The organism is Lysobacter sp. TAF61, assembly GCF_052113485.1.
Taxonomy (GTDB): Bacteria; Pseudomonadota; Gammaproteobacteria; order Xanthomonadales; family Xanthomonadaceae; genus Lysobacter_J.
Genome location: NZ_JBFRDH010000005.1, coordinates 284,270 through 297,371, shown reverse-complemented (window position 1 = coordinate 297,371; position 13,102 = coordinate 284,270). Strand labels below are relative to the sequence as shown.

Here is a 13,102-nt window from a genome sequence, read left to right as displayed (position 1 = left end):
GAGCTGAGCAGCAAACCGCGGCCCGCTCCGGTGAACTCCACCGGGCGGGCCGCGCCTTATCGATGGACGCACTGCTCCACAATGCCCGATGCAAGACCCCAATCACTCGCCAGCGGCGGCCCATGAACAGCACTTCTGAAGTCCTCTCCGTCAGGGAAAAGGTCGGCTACAGCCTCGGCGACCTGGCCGCGAACCTGATCTTCCAGACCCTGGTCGCCTTCCTGGCCTTCTTCTACACCGACGTGTACCGGATACCGGCAAGCACGGCCGCGAAGATCATCTTCATTGGCGGCATGCTCGGTGCCTTCGTGTTCACCCCCATCATCGGCTTCGCCGCCGACCGCACCAGCACGCGCTGGGGCAAGTTCCGGCCGTGGATCCTGTGGACGGCGATCCCGTTCGGCGTGTTCTCGCTGCTGGCTTTCAGCACGCCGGACCTGGGCGAGCACGGCAAGGTCGTGTATGCCCTTGCGACCTACATCCTGCTGGTGATGATCTACGCCGCCAACAACCTGCCGTACTCGGCGCTCAGCGGCGTGCTCACAGGCTCCATGGCCCAGCGCAACAGCCTGTCGTCGTACCGTTTCGTGGCGGTGATGATCGCCCAGTTCGTGATCCAGGTGCTGCTGCTGCCGCTGGTGCTGATCCTGGGCAGCGGCGACAAGGTGCGCGGCTTCCACAACACCATGATGCTGTTCGCCGTGGTCGGCACGGTCTTCTTCCTGATCACCTTCTTCACCACGCGCGAGCGCATCGTGCCGGCGCCGGAACACAAGTCCAGCGTCCGCCAGGATCTCGCCGACCTGGCCCGCAACCGGCCCTGGCTGGTGATGCTGGCGCTGACGATCCTGGTGTTCGTGACCCTCGCGCTGAAGGGCGGCTCGTACATCTACTACTTCCAGTACTACCTGGATCCGGCTGCGCTGTCGAAGTTCCTGGAAGACGTCGGCTTCAACCGGCTCATCGGCGGCCTCAACGCCGTGCTCACCGGCATCGGCCTGACCGAGTTCCAGTGGCCCAAGGACGCGCCGACGTCGGCCTACAGCACGTTCAACGCCGCCGGCATCATCTCGATGATCATCGGCATCGGTTTCTCCAAACGCCTGGCAGACCGGTTCGGAAAGCGCGACGTCTTCGGCGGCGCGCTGTTCGTATCGACCCTGTTCCTGCTGGCGTTTTTCTTCTACCCGCCAACGGCAGTCGGGCTGGTGTTCGCCTCGCTGATCGCCCACGGCGTCTTCTACGGCATCACCATCCCGCTGCTGTGGGCAATGATCGCCGACGTCGCCGACTACTCGGAGTGGAAGAACAGCCGCCGGGCCACCGCGATCATCTTCTCGGCGATGCTGTGCGGCCTGAAGATCGGCCTGAGCGTCGGCGGCGCCCTGGTGGCGGGCCTGCTGGCCCATTACGGCTACCAGGCCGGCGAGCCGGTGCAGTCGCCGCAGACCATCGACGGCATCCGCATGGCCGTGAGCATCTACTGCTCGATCCCGCTGCTGCTGTGCGTGGTGCTGCTGTTCCTGTACCAGATCAACAAGACGATGGAATCGCGCATCGAACAGGAACTGGGCGCGCGCAGGCTGCAGGCCGGCACCGCTTCCTGACCGCCGCGCAGTCACGTTCCCCCAAACACACAGGCAACCGTCATGGCCGACGACAACGAAACCGGGGATCTTCAGGCGCTGGCAGCGAAGGCGATCTCGCAGCCGCTGGTCACGCATATCTACACCGCCGACCCGTCGGCGCATGTCTTCGACGGCAAGCTCTACATCTATCCGTCGCACGACATCGATGCCGGCCTGCCGTTCGACGACGACGGCGGTCACTTCGGCATGGAGGACTACCACGTGCTGCGCATGGACGCGCCCGATGGCGAGGCGGTGGACTGCGGCGTCGCCCTGCATGTCAAAGACGTGCCGTGGGCGCAGCGGCAGATGTGGGCGCCCGATGCCGCAAGCAAGGACGGCAAGTACTACCTCTATTTCCCGGCCAAGCGCGCCGACGGCATCTTCCAGATCGGCGTGGCGATCGGTGATCGGCCGGAAGGACCGTTCGTGCCGGAGCCTGAGGCCATCACCGGCAGCTACTCCATCGATCCGGCCGTGTTCGCCGACGACGACGGTGGGCACTACATGTACTTCGGCGGCATCTGGGGTGGGCAGCTGCAGAAGTACCGCGACAATGCCCATGCCGCAGGGAACGAGGAGCCGGCTGCCGGCGAGCCGGCGCTGTGCGCGCGCGTCGCGCGCCTGACCGGCGACATGAAGCAGTTCGCCGAGACGCCGCGCGAAGTGGTGATCCTCGACGCGTCCGGCCAGCCGCTGCGCGCGGACGACCACGACCGCCGCTTCTTCGAGGCGTCGTGGATGCACAAGCACCAGGGCCGCTATTACTTCTCCTACTCGACCGGCAACACGCACCTGCTGTGCTACGCGGTGGGCGACAACCCGTACGGGCCCTTCATCTACCAGGGCACGATCCTGACCCCGGTCGTGGGCTGGACGACGCACCATTCGATCTGCGAGTTCCAGGGCCGCACGTACTTGTTCTACCACGACTCCATTTTGTCGGGCGGCGTCACCCACCTGCGCTCGATCAAGGTCACGCAGCTGCATTACGACGACAGCGGTGCCATCAGGACGATTCATCCCTATGGGGAGTGATCCGCGCGACGACGCGATGCTGCCGTTTGCGCCGGGGCCGCAGGTCTCGATCGGACGTGGCGCACTGGCTGTCGATATCGCGCCGGAGGCGGGCGGACGCATCGCCCAGATTCGCCACGACGGCATCGCCCAGCTGGTGGGCCACGGTGCCGGAACCGACGGCGTCATCGCCTGGGGCTGCTATCCGATGGTGCCGTGGGCGGGACGCGTCCGGCACGGCCGTTTCGAGAGCGAAGGGCATCGCCACCGGTTGCCGCTCAATCTGGGCGACCACGCCATCCATGGCGTCGGCTTCGCGATGCCCTGGCGCCTGGAGATGCTCGGCGAAGATGCCGCCGAATTGTCGCTGGCGTTGCCACAGGACCACTACTGGCCCTTCGGCGGCAGCGCCATGCAGCGCATCGAAGTCGGCGAACGCCATATCCGGCTGACGCTGTCGGCCACCGCCGGCGAGCGCGCGATGCCGGCGACGATCGGCTGGCACCCCTGGTTCCGCAAGCCCGACCGCCTCGATTTCCAGCCGCGCATGATCTACCCGCGCGACGCCGATGGCATCGCCACGCGTCCGCTGGAAGCGCCGACGCCGGGGCCCTGGGACGACTGTTTCATCAACGACCAGCCGGTCACCGTCGAGCGCGGGGGACAGCGCATCCGCATGACGTCCGACTGCATGCACTGGGTCGTCTTCGACGCGGCGCCGCACGCCACCTGTGTCGAACCGCAGAGTGGCCCGCCTGACGCATTCAACCTCGAGCCGATGCTGCTGGCGCCGCGGACTTCGGTGGAGGCCTGGTTCCTGCTCGAGTGGCTGTGATGTGAAGGCGCCTTGTCAGGCGCGTGGGCGGGCGGCGCTATGATCGGTGTTCGCCCAGGAGAAGCCGCCATGAGTGAGCACGTCTACAAGCACCTCGAGCTGACCGGTTCGTCAAAGACCAGCTGCGACGACGCCATCCGCAAGGCGATCGAACGGGCCTCGGGCACGGTGCGCAACATCAAGTGGTTCCAGGTGCTCGACACGCGGGGCCATGTCGAAGACGGCAAGGTCGCGCACTGGCAGGTCACCATCAAAGTAGGGTTCACGCTCGAGTGACCGCGGCGGCGGCCGCGACTCCGGCAAAGTCTCCCGAGCCTTGAGCCAGATTCAATGCAGGCTTGCCAAACTATCGCTTTTTCGGCGGATCGGCCGGGTCTAACGTTGCCTTCCACTCAAGGCAAAGAAGGACTTGGCCATGAACATCTACACCGGCTTGCTGTTCCAGCACGGCTACATCCAGAACCCTGAACTGGCGGTCTCCCTCGCCGGCGACGGGGACGACGCACAGGCGGCGTCCGACGCCCCGGCATCGCCTCGCGACGTCCGCCAGCCACGCCGCCGCGGCGGCGCATTCCGGCTGGGCGCGCTGGTGGCCATGCTCAATGCATTGATGTCGCCGCCGCGGTGAACGCGAGGGTTCAGGCATGAGTGCAGGCATCAAGATCGTCGCGCGCCTGTGGCACGGCATCACCCTGGTAGAGGATGCCGACGAGTACCTGGCGTTCCTGCGCGATAGGGCCGTGCCCGATTACCGCGGCACGCCGGGCAACGTGTCGGTGAGCGTGATGCACCGGCGCGAGGGCAGGCTCGCGCACTTCCTGATCCTGACCCACTGGCAATCGCTGTCGGCGATCGAAGCGTTCGCCGGCGCCGAGGTGACGCGGGCGAAGTATTACCCCGAAGACAACCGCTTCCTGCTCGAGTTCGAGCCGTCGGTGGTCCACTACGAAGTCGACGGCCCCGGCTAGAGACAGCCCCGGCTAGAGTTGCGACTGCACCGGCAGCAGCTTCATCAGCCAGGCCTGGAAGCGGCGGAATCCCGAGGCCTCCGGATCGCGCGTGAAGGTCTGCGTGCCATCGCTCCACTGCAGCTTGCCGTCGACGCGCTGCACCTTCCAGGCGCGGCTGCCCTGCAGTTGCTCCTCGAAGATGCGCTCCAGCTCCTGCGCCAGTTCCGGGCTGGCCACCAGCACGCCCTGCTCGGTGTTGATCGAGGTCGAACGCGGATCGAGGTTGTAGGAGCCGACGAAGATCTGGCGGTTGTCGATGATCATCGCCTTGGTGTGCAGGCTCGAACCGGAAGAGCCGCGCAGGCTGAAGCGCGACTCCGCATCACTGGTCGGCTTGAGCTCCCAGACCTTCACGCCACCGTCGATCAGCGCCTCGCGATAGCGTGAGTAGCCGCCGTGGACGGCAGCCACGTCGGTCGCCGCCAGCGAGTTGGTGAGCACCCGCACGTCGGTGCCGGCAATGGCGGAAGTGACCAGCGACTGCGTCGCCTGCGGCCCGGGCACGAAATACGGCGAGATCAGATGAAGCTCGTGCTGCGCGGCGCGCAGCGCGGGGGTCAGCGTGGCCAGCACCGCCGAGCGGTCCTGGGCGGTGCCGCTGTCGTCGAAGTGGAGCTTGAGCGGGTCGTCGCTGGCGAAGCGCCACTCGGCCGTCCAGTGCAGCGTGGTGCCGCCGGTCAGCAGGCGCTGTACGTCCGGGTCCTCGCGCAGCACCGAGGCGTAGGGGCTGGCGCGAAGTTCCGCCGGCACGCCCTCTAGCAGGGTCCGCAACCGGGCGAGCGCGTCGGGCGTCACCGCGTCGGGGCTGATCGTGGCGATCGGGTAGTTGCTCGGGGCATTCCAGTAGCGATCGAAGCTGCCGCTGACCTGGCGCACGACCGGGCCGACCAGGGCCAGGTCCAGGTCGACGAAGTTGCTCTCGGCGCTGGCGCCGAAGTACTCATCGCCCAGATTGCGCCCGCCCACGACCGCTATCCGGTTGTCGGCGATCCAGCTCTTGTTGTGCATGCGGTGGTTGAGCCGGCTGTAGCCGGTGCCCAGCTCGCCGAGCTTGTTGGCGGTTCCGCTGCGGCTGGCGAAGGGGTTGAAGATGCGCACCTCGATGTTCTCGTGCGCGTCGAGCGCGGCGAAGCCCGCGTTCTTGGCGCGCGCGTCCATGTCGTCGACCAGGATGCGCACGTGCACACCGCGGTCGGCCGCGGCCAGGGCCCGCTGCGCGAGCATCTTGCCGGTCAGGTCCGGGTGCCAGATGTAGGTCTGGATATCGAGGCTGCGGGTGGCCACCTGGGCGCTGTACATGCGCAGCGCATAGGCCTCGGTGCCGTTGCTGAGCAGGCGGAATCCGGACTGCCCCGGGTGGCGTGCTTCGGCCGGCCCGGTGCGCAGCGCCAGTTCGCCGTCGCTGGCCGGCGCCGGAGCGAACGCATCGGGCAGGACCGGCCGCTCCGGCAGACTGGAGCATGCGGCCAGGGCCAGCAGGCACATCGACAGGGCAACCCGGATCATGTGCGCCATGGTGGTTTCACCGGTTGGTTTGCAGTCGGATATCACACGGCCTGCGGGGGCACAATGGGCCAGCCCTGCGGGGCCGACCGCGTCGCGGCGCGGCCCCGGCTGGGCCTAGAATGCCAAAACAGGCCGTGAGGTGGGCTGCCTCCGCCTGGTCATCACGCACAAGGAACTCCATGTCCCGAAACTCCAAGGTCAAGCGCGCGGTGCGCCGGAAGAACGAACCCAAGCGCCCGATTCGCCGCCTCGGCTCGGCGTTGCAGCCGCACGCCCAGTTGCTGGACCGCGACGGCGCCGCCGTCGGCGGTGTCGGCTGGCGGGATGGCCAATGGTTGCTGGTGCTGGCCGGGCAGGTGGTCGCCAGCAGCGACAGCGCGGCCATGGCGCTGGCGATGCTGCGCCATGTCGTCGCCGTGCAGGCCGACGCCGGAACCGAGCTGGAGCTGCACGCCTCACCGCCCCTGCTCACTGCGGCCGCGCGTGAAGCCGCCGTGCACGAGCAGACCCTGGAGGAGTACCTGACCGCGCTGGAGCACGAGCGCCAGAGCCGCGACGACGAAGAAGCGCTGCTGCGTCCGTCGGCCGGCATGCAGGCGCCTTACCGCCTGCAGTAGTCCGTACGCCTTGCGCCGGCGCGCTGGCGTGCGTTCTGGCCTGCGCGCTGGCCTGCGCACGTGGCGCGGCGCGTTGTTCCGGTCACAAGGAACCGGAGCACATCGATGCGCACTCATGGAACGTGGCTCGCCCTGGTCCTGGCAGGCGCAACGATGTCCGTCATGGCTGCGACCGCGGCCGCGGCCGCACAGGACCTGCGAGCCGAGTCGCTGAAGCTGTATGGCGGCGTCTACTCGCCCGATTGCGGCAACGCCGCTGCGCCGCGGGTGCGCATCGCCGCCGACGGCCTGCAGATCAGCGCCAACGGCAAGAACGTGCGCACGCCGGCGCGGATGGATTCGTACACCAGCTTCGGCGGCGCGCCGACTTCAGCCGTGCCCGAGGGCTACAAGGTCGAGTTCATCGGCGACGATTTCTCGCTGTACGTGTTCGAGGACGGCAAGGGCATGTACGTGCCGCTGGAGGGTTACGTCCCCAACGCCGCCGTGGTGGTCGGCGGCCCATCGATGAAAGCCCGCTTCGGACACTGCAGCGGGTCCTGAGTCTTTCACCGCCTGCGCTTCCCCTTCACGATGGGCTGCGCGATGCTTCGCCATCGCCCGCGCGACCCCACCGGGCAGGAGGCTGCATGGAACTTGGCATGATTGGTCTGGGCCGGATGGGCGCGAACATGGCCGAACGGCTGGTTCGCAACGGCCATCGCGTGGTCGGTTTCGACGCCGGCGCACCGGCGCGCGAGCAGGCCGCCGCGCGCGGCATCGAAGCGGTGGCGTCGCAGGCGGAGCTCATCGCCGCGCTGCCAGGGCCACGCGCGCTCTGGTTGATGGTGCCGGCCGGTGAGCCGGTCGATCGCAGCATCGACGAACTGCTGCCGCAACTGGCGGCCGGCGATACCGTCATCGACGGCGGCAACTCCAACTACAAGGACTCCCTGCGGCGCTCGGCGCGCCTGGCCGAACATGGCATCGCCTGGATCGACTGCGGCACCAGCGGCGGGGTCTGGGGGCTGACCGAGGGCTACAGCCTGATGATCGGAGGCGAGGAAGCAGCGGTCGAGCGGCTGCGGCCGATCTTCAGCGCCCTGGCGCCCACACCCGACAGCGGCTGGGGTCGGGTTGGTCCGAGCGGTGCCGGCCACTTCGCCAAGATGGTCCACAACGGCATCGAGTACGGAATGATGCAGGCCTATGCCGAAGGCTTCGCGATCATGCAGCGCAAGTCCGACTTCGGCCTCGACCTGGCCCAGGTGGCGCAGATCTGGCGCCACGGCAGCGTCGTGCGCTCGTGGCTGCTCGACCTGAGCGCCAACGCGCTCGGGCGCAACCCGCAGCTGGACGGCATCGCCCCCTACGTCTCCGACTCCGGCGAAGGCCGCTGGACCGTGGCCGAGGCCATCGACCTGGACGTGTCGGCGCCGGTGATCACCCTGTCGCTGCTCGAGCGGCTGCGCTCGCGTGAGGACGATTCCTTCGCCGACAAGTTGCTGGCGGCGATGCGCAACGAGTTTGGCGGCCATGCGATCAAGAAAACCTGAGCGTCATGCCGCACTGCGGCATCGGGGTAGTCTTGCCGCCGGGCAACCCGCCCCTGGGGAGGAGAGGGAATCATGACCACCGTAGTCGCGTCTTCGCGTCCCATCAGCTACTGGATCATCGCCACGCTGGCGCTGGTATGGAACCTCATCGGCGTCTACATGTTCTACACGCAGTTCACCGGCGGCCCGGCGCAACTGGCCGCGTTGCCGGCGGAGCAGCGCCAGATACTCGAAGCGACGCCGTCCTGGATCAACGCCGCCTATGGCGTGGCCGTGTTCGGCGGGGCGCTCGGCGCAATTGGATTGCTGATGAAGAAGCGCTGGGCAGTGTCGATGTTCCTGCTGTCGCTGCTGGCGCTGATCGTACAAGTGGCGGGTTCCTTCGCGGTGACGCCGGCCTGGTCGCTGCTCGGACCTGCTGGCCTGGCGATGCCGGCACTGCTCGTCGCCATCGCGTTGTTCCTGCTGACGTATGCGCGCAAGGCAGCGGCGCGTCGCTGGATCGGCTGAGGGTGGATCAAGCTCGATGAAGGGCGTTCGATGAGAGCCGTTGTGGCCACACTGGCCATCGCCATGGTCCTGGCGGGTTGCGCGACGGCTCCGCCCGCCGTGCCCAACCCGGCTCCCGATTGGCGGCCGTCGTTGAACTACGACGGCCGCAGCGCGCAGATGATCATCATCCACCAGACCGAGATGGAATCGGCCGAGGCGGCGCTGCTGACCCTGCAGACGAGCAACTCCAGCGGTCGCGTCAGCGCTCATTACCTGATCGGCAAGGATGGCCACCTGTACCAGCTGGTGGCCGAATCCCAACGCGCCTGGCATGCGGGTGCATCGCGCTGGGGCGGCGTCACCGATCTCAACTCGGGCACGATCGGCATCGAACTGGACAACGATGGCGTTGCGCCGTTCAGCACCGTCCAGATCGACACGCTGCTGCGCCTGCTCGACAACATCACGGGCCGCCTCGACATCCCGCGCCATCTGGTGATCGGCCACGGCGACATCGCGCCGGCGCGCAAGCGCGATCCAAGCGCGCTGTTTCCGTGGCAGCGACTGGCCGAGGCCGGTTTTGGCCTGTGGCCGCGTCCGCAGCCCGTCGCCGTCCCGGACGGTTTCGATCCCTGGGTGGCGATGCGCCTGGTCGGCTACGACCTGCGCGATCCGGCGGCGGCGGTGCGCGCATTCCATCGCCATTACCGCGGCAATGAAGACGAGCAATGGCTGCCGGGCGACGCGGAGATCCTCCGTGACCTGGAGCTGCAGTTGATGGAGATGCCGTTGCCCGAAGTCGCGCCCTGAGGCGCTTTACAGATCGGCCGGCACGCGCCGGAATCTGTAGACAACCGCGCCTGCCAGCAGCGCCACCGCGGCGGCCAGCAGGTTGGCCACGCTCGCACTGGCCAGCAGGCCAAGGCTGAGCACGATCGCCGCGATCGGGATCAACGGACCTCCTGGCAGTTGCAGTGCGCCGGGCTGCCCGCCATGGCGGCGACGCAGCACCAGCACCGAGCAGGCCGTGCCGATGTAGGTGCACAGGCGCGACACCACCGACAGCAGCGCCAGTTGCACGAACGATCCCGACAACGCCAGCGCCAGCGAGATCACGCCGATCACCACCACCGCGACGGCAGGCGTGTGCAGGCGCGGGTGGATCGCGGCCAGTGCGCGCGGGCCGTAGCCATCGCTGGCCAGTGCCAGCAGGTAGCGCGGCGCCATCATCACGGTGTTGCTGTTGGTGCCCAGGATCGAGATGCTTGCGCCGATGGTCAGCAGCAGCGCCAACGCCTCGCCGCTGAAGCCGGCGGCGGCCTGTGCAAGCGGCGTCGTGGAATGCGCCAGGTCGGGCAGGGTGCCAAGAGCGACCCATTGCACGCTGACGTAGATCAACGTGACCGTGGCGATCATCGTCAGCAGCGCGAACGGCACGTCGCGGCGCGGGTTGCGGTACTCGCCGGCGGCGGCCGGAAGATTCTCGAAACCGGCGTACGCGAACAGCAGCAGCAGCGCTGCTTCGGCCAGCGTCTTCGAGGAGATGGGTGCGTTGGCCGGCGAGGCCAGCGTGGTGTCGACATGGAACGCGCCAATGGCCACGAACAGCACCAGCGGCAACAGCTTGCCGATCGCCAGCACCACGCCGGTGCGGGCGGCGGCGCGCACGCCGGCGATGTTGATCGCGACCAGCAGTCCGAGCGAACCGGTGACGATGGCGATACGCGGCAAACCCGACGCTGCCGCTGGCCAATAGTGGGTAACGGCTTCGGCCAGGCCATTGCTGAGCGCGGCCGCGGTCGCCAGCCGGGTCAGCAGCAGCATCCAGCCCACTTCCAAGCCTATGAACGACCCGAACGCTTCGCGTGCATACAGGTAGCCGCCGCCGGGTCCGTCGAAGTAGCTGGCGGCCTGGGCGTAGCACAGCACCAGCAGGCTGACGGCGAATCCGGCGAGCAGTACGGCCCACAGGCTGGCAGGTCCCAGCAGTGCCGCCGCGGCCGCTGGCAGCAGGTAGATGCCGCTACCGATCACGTCGTTGATCGAGAGGCCGACGATCTGCCACCGGCTGACGGCGCGGAGTGTCGAGGAGGGGCTTGCCGTTGCCTGCTGGTCCAAGGGCGTTGCCTTTGCGAGGGCGCTGTGGCGACAGAGTGCCTGATGCTGCGGTGCGGTTGTCGCCACCAAAGAAAAAGCCGCCGGATTGCGCCGGCGGCTTTGTCGTCATCGGGTTGGCTGCGATCAGAAGTCGTAGCGTACCTGGATCTGCGCCAGGTCCAGGTCGGTGTCTTCGACCTCGAAGCGGCTGTACTCACCGCGCAGGGCGACGTGGTCGGTGAACTTGTACTGCACGCCGACGCCATAGGTCGGGTCGGTGCCGCTGTCATCGCTGTTGCCGACCACGCTCGGGATCGCGCTGTCGAGGTCCCAGCGCTGGAAGCCTGCCTTGGCGTAGGCAGAGAAGCTGTCGGTGATCGGCACCGTGCCGACCGCGGTCAGGTAGACCGAACTGGCTTCGAGATCGGCGCCATTGCCGCGCGGTTCGAGCTTGCCGAAGTCGGCGTAACCGGCCTCAAGGCCGAAGTAGCGGTTGAACTGGTAACCGCCGAACACCGAGAACGCGGTGTCCTCGTCGTCGTAGCTGCCTTCGTCGACGAACGACTGGCCGACGCCGGCACCGGCGTAGAAGCCCTTGTCGGCGGCCTGCGCGCCGAATGCGGCGGCACCGGCGAGAACGGCGATGAGGGCGCGGGAAAGCATCTTGTTCTTGCTCATTGCTGTGAAGACTCCTGCAACGTTCACCGCGACCAATCGGGGGAGGGAGCGGTGGCGTGTCTGCGATGGGCCCCGACGGAATGCCTGGGCAGCCAGCGCTGCACGACATAAGTGGGTCTGCAGCGGCGCAGCCCAAGGCCAGCGATGGGGGATTCACTGTCCCGTGGCTGGAACGGAATGCGCGCCCGGGAGCGTGCAGGCGGCGGACTTTTCCGAATCTGGCGGAAAGCGAATGGGGCGCCGTGAAATCGCGAAGGTCGCAATACGATCGGCACACAAGTCAAAACAATGGAGCTGTGCATATGTTTTCAAGGAATGGGGTGCTGGCGGCTGTCATGTCGATCGTCCTGGTAGGCAGCTGCGTCGTGCTGCCTGTCGCCCGGGCGGCGGATAAACCGTTCGACACCGTGGCAGTCATGGAGAAGCAGGACCGTATCCGTCTCAACGTGGCGTCCGGCGCGGCCGGCTTCAGCGAGCTGTCCGCCGACAAGCGCAGCGAGCTGCAGCAGCGCCAGGCTGCGTTGAGCCAGACCATCAAGGGACGCAGCTACGCGGACCTGACCACCGAAGAGCGCAGCAAGGCGTCGGCCGACATCGCATGGATCGACGAGGTCGCCGCGCAGGCTGCCGACGAGCGACTGGTCTGCGAGCGCACCAAGAAGGCGGGCACCAACCGCGTCGAGCGCGTGTGCATGACCGTGGCGCAGCGGCGCGAAGCGCAGCAGCGTGCACGCGAGACGTTGCAGGACGGCGGTTCGCGCATGTCGCCGAACCTGGGCCAGTAATCGCGCGGAGCGGCACTGGTCGAGTGTGGCGCGAAAGGCGGCTTCGGCCGCCTTTCGTTTGCCCATCGTTTGCCGATCCGGGCGGACGCGACCCGTTCCCGACGCCGCCACGGGCCATGCGACAATACCCGGCGATGAACGAAGCAGTAGACATCGACCTGGCCAGGCTCCGCCGCAGTTGCGCGCAATGCTCGCTGCAGCAGCTGTGCCTGCCGGCCGGCATCGACGCTGGGGAACTGGCCCGTCTCGACGAGATCGTCCGCCGCCGCCGCAGCCTGGGCCGCGGCGAACGGTTGTTCCGCATCGGTGATCCGCTGGCATCGGTCTTCGTTGCCCGCGATGGCGCATTCAAGACCGTCAGCATCAGCCAGGACGGCGAAGAGCAGGTCATCGGTTTCCACCTGGCCGGCGAGCTCATTGGACTGGACGCCCTCGGCGAGGGTGCGCATCGCTGCGAGGCGGTGGCGCTGGAGAAAGCCAACGTCTGCGACGTCCCGCTCGAACAGCTCAGTGCCGTGGCCGCGCAGCTTCCGAGCCTGCAGCAGCAGCTGCTGCGCGTGATCGGGCACAGCCTCAATCGCGACCACGACCATCTGGAAATGCTGGTGCGGCGCCAGGCCAACGAACGCATCGCGCTGTTCCTGCACGGCCTGGGTGAGCGCTTCCGCCAGATCGGGCAGTCGCCGCTGGAATTTCGCCTGCCGATGAGCCGCGAGGACATCGCGCGCTACCTGGGCCTTGCCCTGGAAACGGTCAGCCGCGGCTTCACCCGGCTGCAGGAAGACGGCGTGATCGCGGTGCACGGGCGCCGCGTCGAGATCCTCGAGATCGGCATCCTCGAACGTCTCGCGCACGGCAGCGAGAGCGGCGAGACGAAGCGGCAACGAAGCGTCGTCTAGCGC

Annotated in this window: 16 protein-coding genes; 13 read left to right on the top strand and 3 right to left on the bottom strand. The window is 67.5% G+C overall.

Annotation, left to right across the window (positions count from 1 at the left end; translation table 11 throughout):
• The first annotated feature begins 122 nt into the window (after nt 1-122).
• The 6 genes from AB4Y64_RS13460 (at nt 123) to AB4Y64_RS13435 (ending at nt 4,448) form a co-directional block, all read left to right on the top strand.
• The gene (locus AB4Y64_RS13460) at nt 123-1,607 is read left to right on the top strand and encodes an MFS transporter (RefSeq protein WP_441816962.1); all 1,485 of its coding nucleotides are present in this window, start codon (nt 123-125) and stop codon (nt 1,605-1,607) included.
• A 42-nt stretch (nt 1,608-1,649) separates the two neighbouring features.
• Entirely contained in the window at nt 1,650-2,666 is a 1,017-nt protein-coding gene (locus AB4Y64_RS13455) for a glycoside hydrolase family 43 protein (RefSeq protein ID WP_441816961.1), read from the top strand.
• The gene (locus AB4Y64_RS13450) at nt 2,656-3,480 is read left to right on the top strand and encodes an aldose epimerase family protein (RefSeq protein ID WP_441816960.1); all 825 of its coding nucleotides are present in this window, start codon (nt 2,656-2,658) and stop codon (nt 3,478-3,480) included. Before AB4Y64_RS13455 ends, AB4Y64_RS13450 begins: the two co-directional genes overlap by 11 nt.
• Nucleotides 3,481-3,549: 69 nt before the next feature.
• Entirely contained in the window at nt 3,550-3,756 is a 207-nt protein-coding gene (locus AB4Y64_RS13445; protein WP_441816959.1) for a dodecin, read from the top strand.
• Nucleotides 3,757-3,895: 139 nt separating this feature from the next.
• On the top strand, nt 3,896-4,108 hold the full coding sequence (locus AB4Y64_RS13440) for a hypothetical protein (RefSeq protein WP_441816958.1): 213 nt from the start codon (nt 3,896-3,898) through the stop codon (nt 4,106-4,108).
• Nucleotides 4,109-4,124: 16 nt separating this feature from the next.
• Nucleotides 4,125-4,448, top strand: a complete 324-nt coding sequence (locus AB4Y64_RS13435; protein WP_441816957.1) for an antibiotic biosynthesis monooxygenase family protein — start codon at nt 4,125-4,127, stop codon at nt 4,446-4,448.
• Between the two features lie 12 nt (nt 4,449-4,460).
• Here AB4Y64_RS13435 and AB4Y64_RS13430 read toward each other — a convergent pair whose 3' ends face one another.
• Nucleotides 4,461-6,005, bottom strand: a complete 1,545-nt coding sequence (locus AB4Y64_RS13430; RefSeq protein WP_441816956.1) for a phospholipase D family protein — start codon at nt 6,003-6,005, stop codon at nt 4,461-4,463.
• A gap of 170 nt (nt 6,006-6,175) precedes the next feature.
• Here AB4Y64_RS13430 and AB4Y64_RS13425 point away from each other — a divergent pair, with 170 nt between their 5' ends.
• From AB4Y64_RS13425 to AB4Y64_RS13405, 5 genes are all read left to right on the top strand, one after another.
• Nucleotides 6,176-6,613 carry a hypothetical protein gene (locus AB4Y64_RS13425; RefSeq protein ID WP_441816955.1) on the top strand — a complete coding sequence of 146 codons (438 nt, stop codon included), beginning with the start codon at nt 6,176-6,178 and terminating at the stop codon, nt 6,611-6,613.
• Between the two features lie 162 nt (nt 6,614-6,775).
• Nucleotides 6,776-7,156, top strand: a complete 381-nt coding sequence (locus tag AB4Y64_RS13420) for a hypothetical protein (RefSeq protein WP_441816954.1) — start codon at nt 6,776-6,778, stop codon at nt 7,154-7,156.
• 86 nt (nt 7,157-7,242) lie between these two features.
• The gene (gene gnd, locus AB4Y64_RS13415; protein ID WP_441816953.1) at nt 7,243-8,148 is read left to right on the top strand and encodes a phosphogluconate dehydrogenase (NAD(+)-dependent, decarboxylating); all 906 of its coding nucleotides are present in this window, start codon (nt 7,243-7,245) and stop codon (nt 8,146-8,148) included.
• A 72-nt stretch (nt 8,149-8,220) separates the two neighbouring features.
• Complete coding sequence (locus AB4Y64_RS13410; protein WP_441816952.1) at nt 8,221-8,658, top strand: hypothetical protein; 438 nt, start codon at nt 8,221-8,223, stop codon at nt 8,656-8,658.
• Between the two features lie 30 nt (nt 8,659-8,688).
• Complete coding sequence (locus tag AB4Y64_RS13405; protein ID WP_441816951.1) at nt 8,689-9,450, top strand: N-acetylmuramoyl-L-alanine amidase; 762 nt, start codon at nt 8,689-8,691, stop codon at nt 9,448-9,450.
• Nucleotides 9,451-9,456: 6 nt separating this feature from the next.
• Here AB4Y64_RS13405 and AB4Y64_RS13400 read toward each other — a convergent pair whose 3' ends face one another.
• Entirely contained in the window at nt 9,457-10,758 is a 1,302-nt protein-coding gene (locus AB4Y64_RS13400; RefSeq protein ID WP_441816950.1) for an APC family permease, read from the bottom strand.
• 123 nt (nt 10,759-10,881) lie between these two features.
• Nucleotides 10,882-11,415 carry an outer membrane beta-barrel protein gene (locus AB4Y64_RS13395; RefSeq protein ID WP_441816949.1) on the bottom strand — a complete coding sequence of 178 codons (534 nt, stop codon included), beginning with the start codon at nt 11,413-11,415 and terminating at the stop codon, nt 10,882-10,884.
• A 335-nt stretch (nt 11,416-11,750) separates the two neighbouring features.
• On the opposite strand from AB4Y64_RS13395, the gene AB4Y64_RS13390 reads away from it, so the two are divergent.
• Nucleotides 11,751-12,200 (top strand): hypothetical protein, encoded by a 450-nt coding sequence (locus AB4Y64_RS13390; RefSeq protein WP_441816948.1) that lies wholly within the window; start codon nt 11,751-11,753, stop codon nt 12,198-12,200.
• Nucleotides 12,201-12,334: 134 nt separating this feature from the next.
• The gene (gene fnr, locus AB4Y64_RS13385; RefSeq protein WP_441816947.1) at nt 12,335-13,099 is read left to right on the top strand and encodes a fumarate/nitrate reduction transcriptional regulator Fnr; all 765 of its coding nucleotides are present in this window, start codon (nt 12,335-12,337) and stop codon (nt 13,097-13,099) included.
• The last annotated feature ends 3 nt before the right edge of the window (nt 13,100-13,102 follow it).

Bases quoted from the DNA above. Each gene is read 5' to 3' on its own strand.
- AB4Y64_RS13460 (WP_441816962.1), top strand. From the start codon at position 123: ATGAACAGCACTTCTGAAGTCCTCTCCGTCAGGGAAAAGGTCGGCTAC.
- AB4Y64_RS13455 (WP_441816961.1), top strand. From the start codon at position 1,650: ATGGCCGACGACAACGAAACCGGGGATCTTCAGGCGCTGGCAGCGAAG.
- AB4Y64_RS13450 (WP_441816960.1), top strand. From the start codon at position 2,656: ATGGGGAGTGATCCGCGCGACGACGCGATGCTGCCGTTTGCGCCGGGG.
- AB4Y64_RS13445 (WP_441816959.1), top strand. From the start codon at position 3,550: ATGAGTGAGCACGTCTACAAGCACCTCGAGCTGACCGGTTCGTCAAAG.
- AB4Y64_RS13440 (WP_441816958.1), top strand. From the start codon at position 3,896: ATGAACATCTACACCGGCTTGCTGTTCCAGCACGGCTACATCCAGAAC.
- AB4Y64_RS13435 (WP_441816957.1), top strand. From the start codon at position 4,125: ATGAGTGCAGGCATCAAGATCGTCGCGCGCCTGTGGCACGGCATCACC.
- AB4Y64_RS13430 (WP_441816956.1), bottom strand. From the start codon at position 6,005: ATGGCGCACATGATCCGGGTTGCCCTGTCGATGTGCCTGCTGGCCCTG.
- AB4Y64_RS13425 (WP_441816955.1), top strand. From the start codon at position 6,176: ATGTCCCGAAACTCCAAGGTCAAGCGCGCGGTGCGCCGGAAGAACGAA.
- AB4Y64_RS13420 (WP_441816954.1), top strand. From the start codon at position 6,776: ATGGCTGCGACCGCGGCCGCGGCCGCACAGGACCTGCGAGCCGAGTCG.
- gnd (WP_441816953.1), top strand. From the start codon at position 7,243: ATGGAACTTGGCATGATTGGTCTGGGCCGGATGGGCGCGAACATGGCC.
- AB4Y64_RS13410 (WP_441816952.1), top strand. From the start codon at position 8,221: ATGACCACCGTAGTCGCGTCTTCGCGTCCCATCAGCTACTGGATCATC.
- AB4Y64_RS13405 (WP_441816951.1), top strand. From the start codon at position 8,689: ATGAGAGCCGTTGTGGCCACACTGGCCATCGCCATGGTCCTGGCGGGT.
- AB4Y64_RS13395 (WP_441816949.1), bottom strand. From the start codon at position 11,415: ATGAGCAAGAACAAGATGCTTTCCCGCGCCCTCATCGCCGTTCTCGCC.
- AB4Y64_RS13390 (WP_441816948.1), top strand. From the start codon at position 11,751: ATGTCGATCGTCCTGGTAGGCAGCTGCGTCGTGCTGCCTGTCGCCCGG.
- fnr (WP_441816947.1), top strand. From the start codon at position 12,335: ATGAACGAAGCAGTAGACATCGACCTGGCCAGGCTCCGCCGCAGTTGC.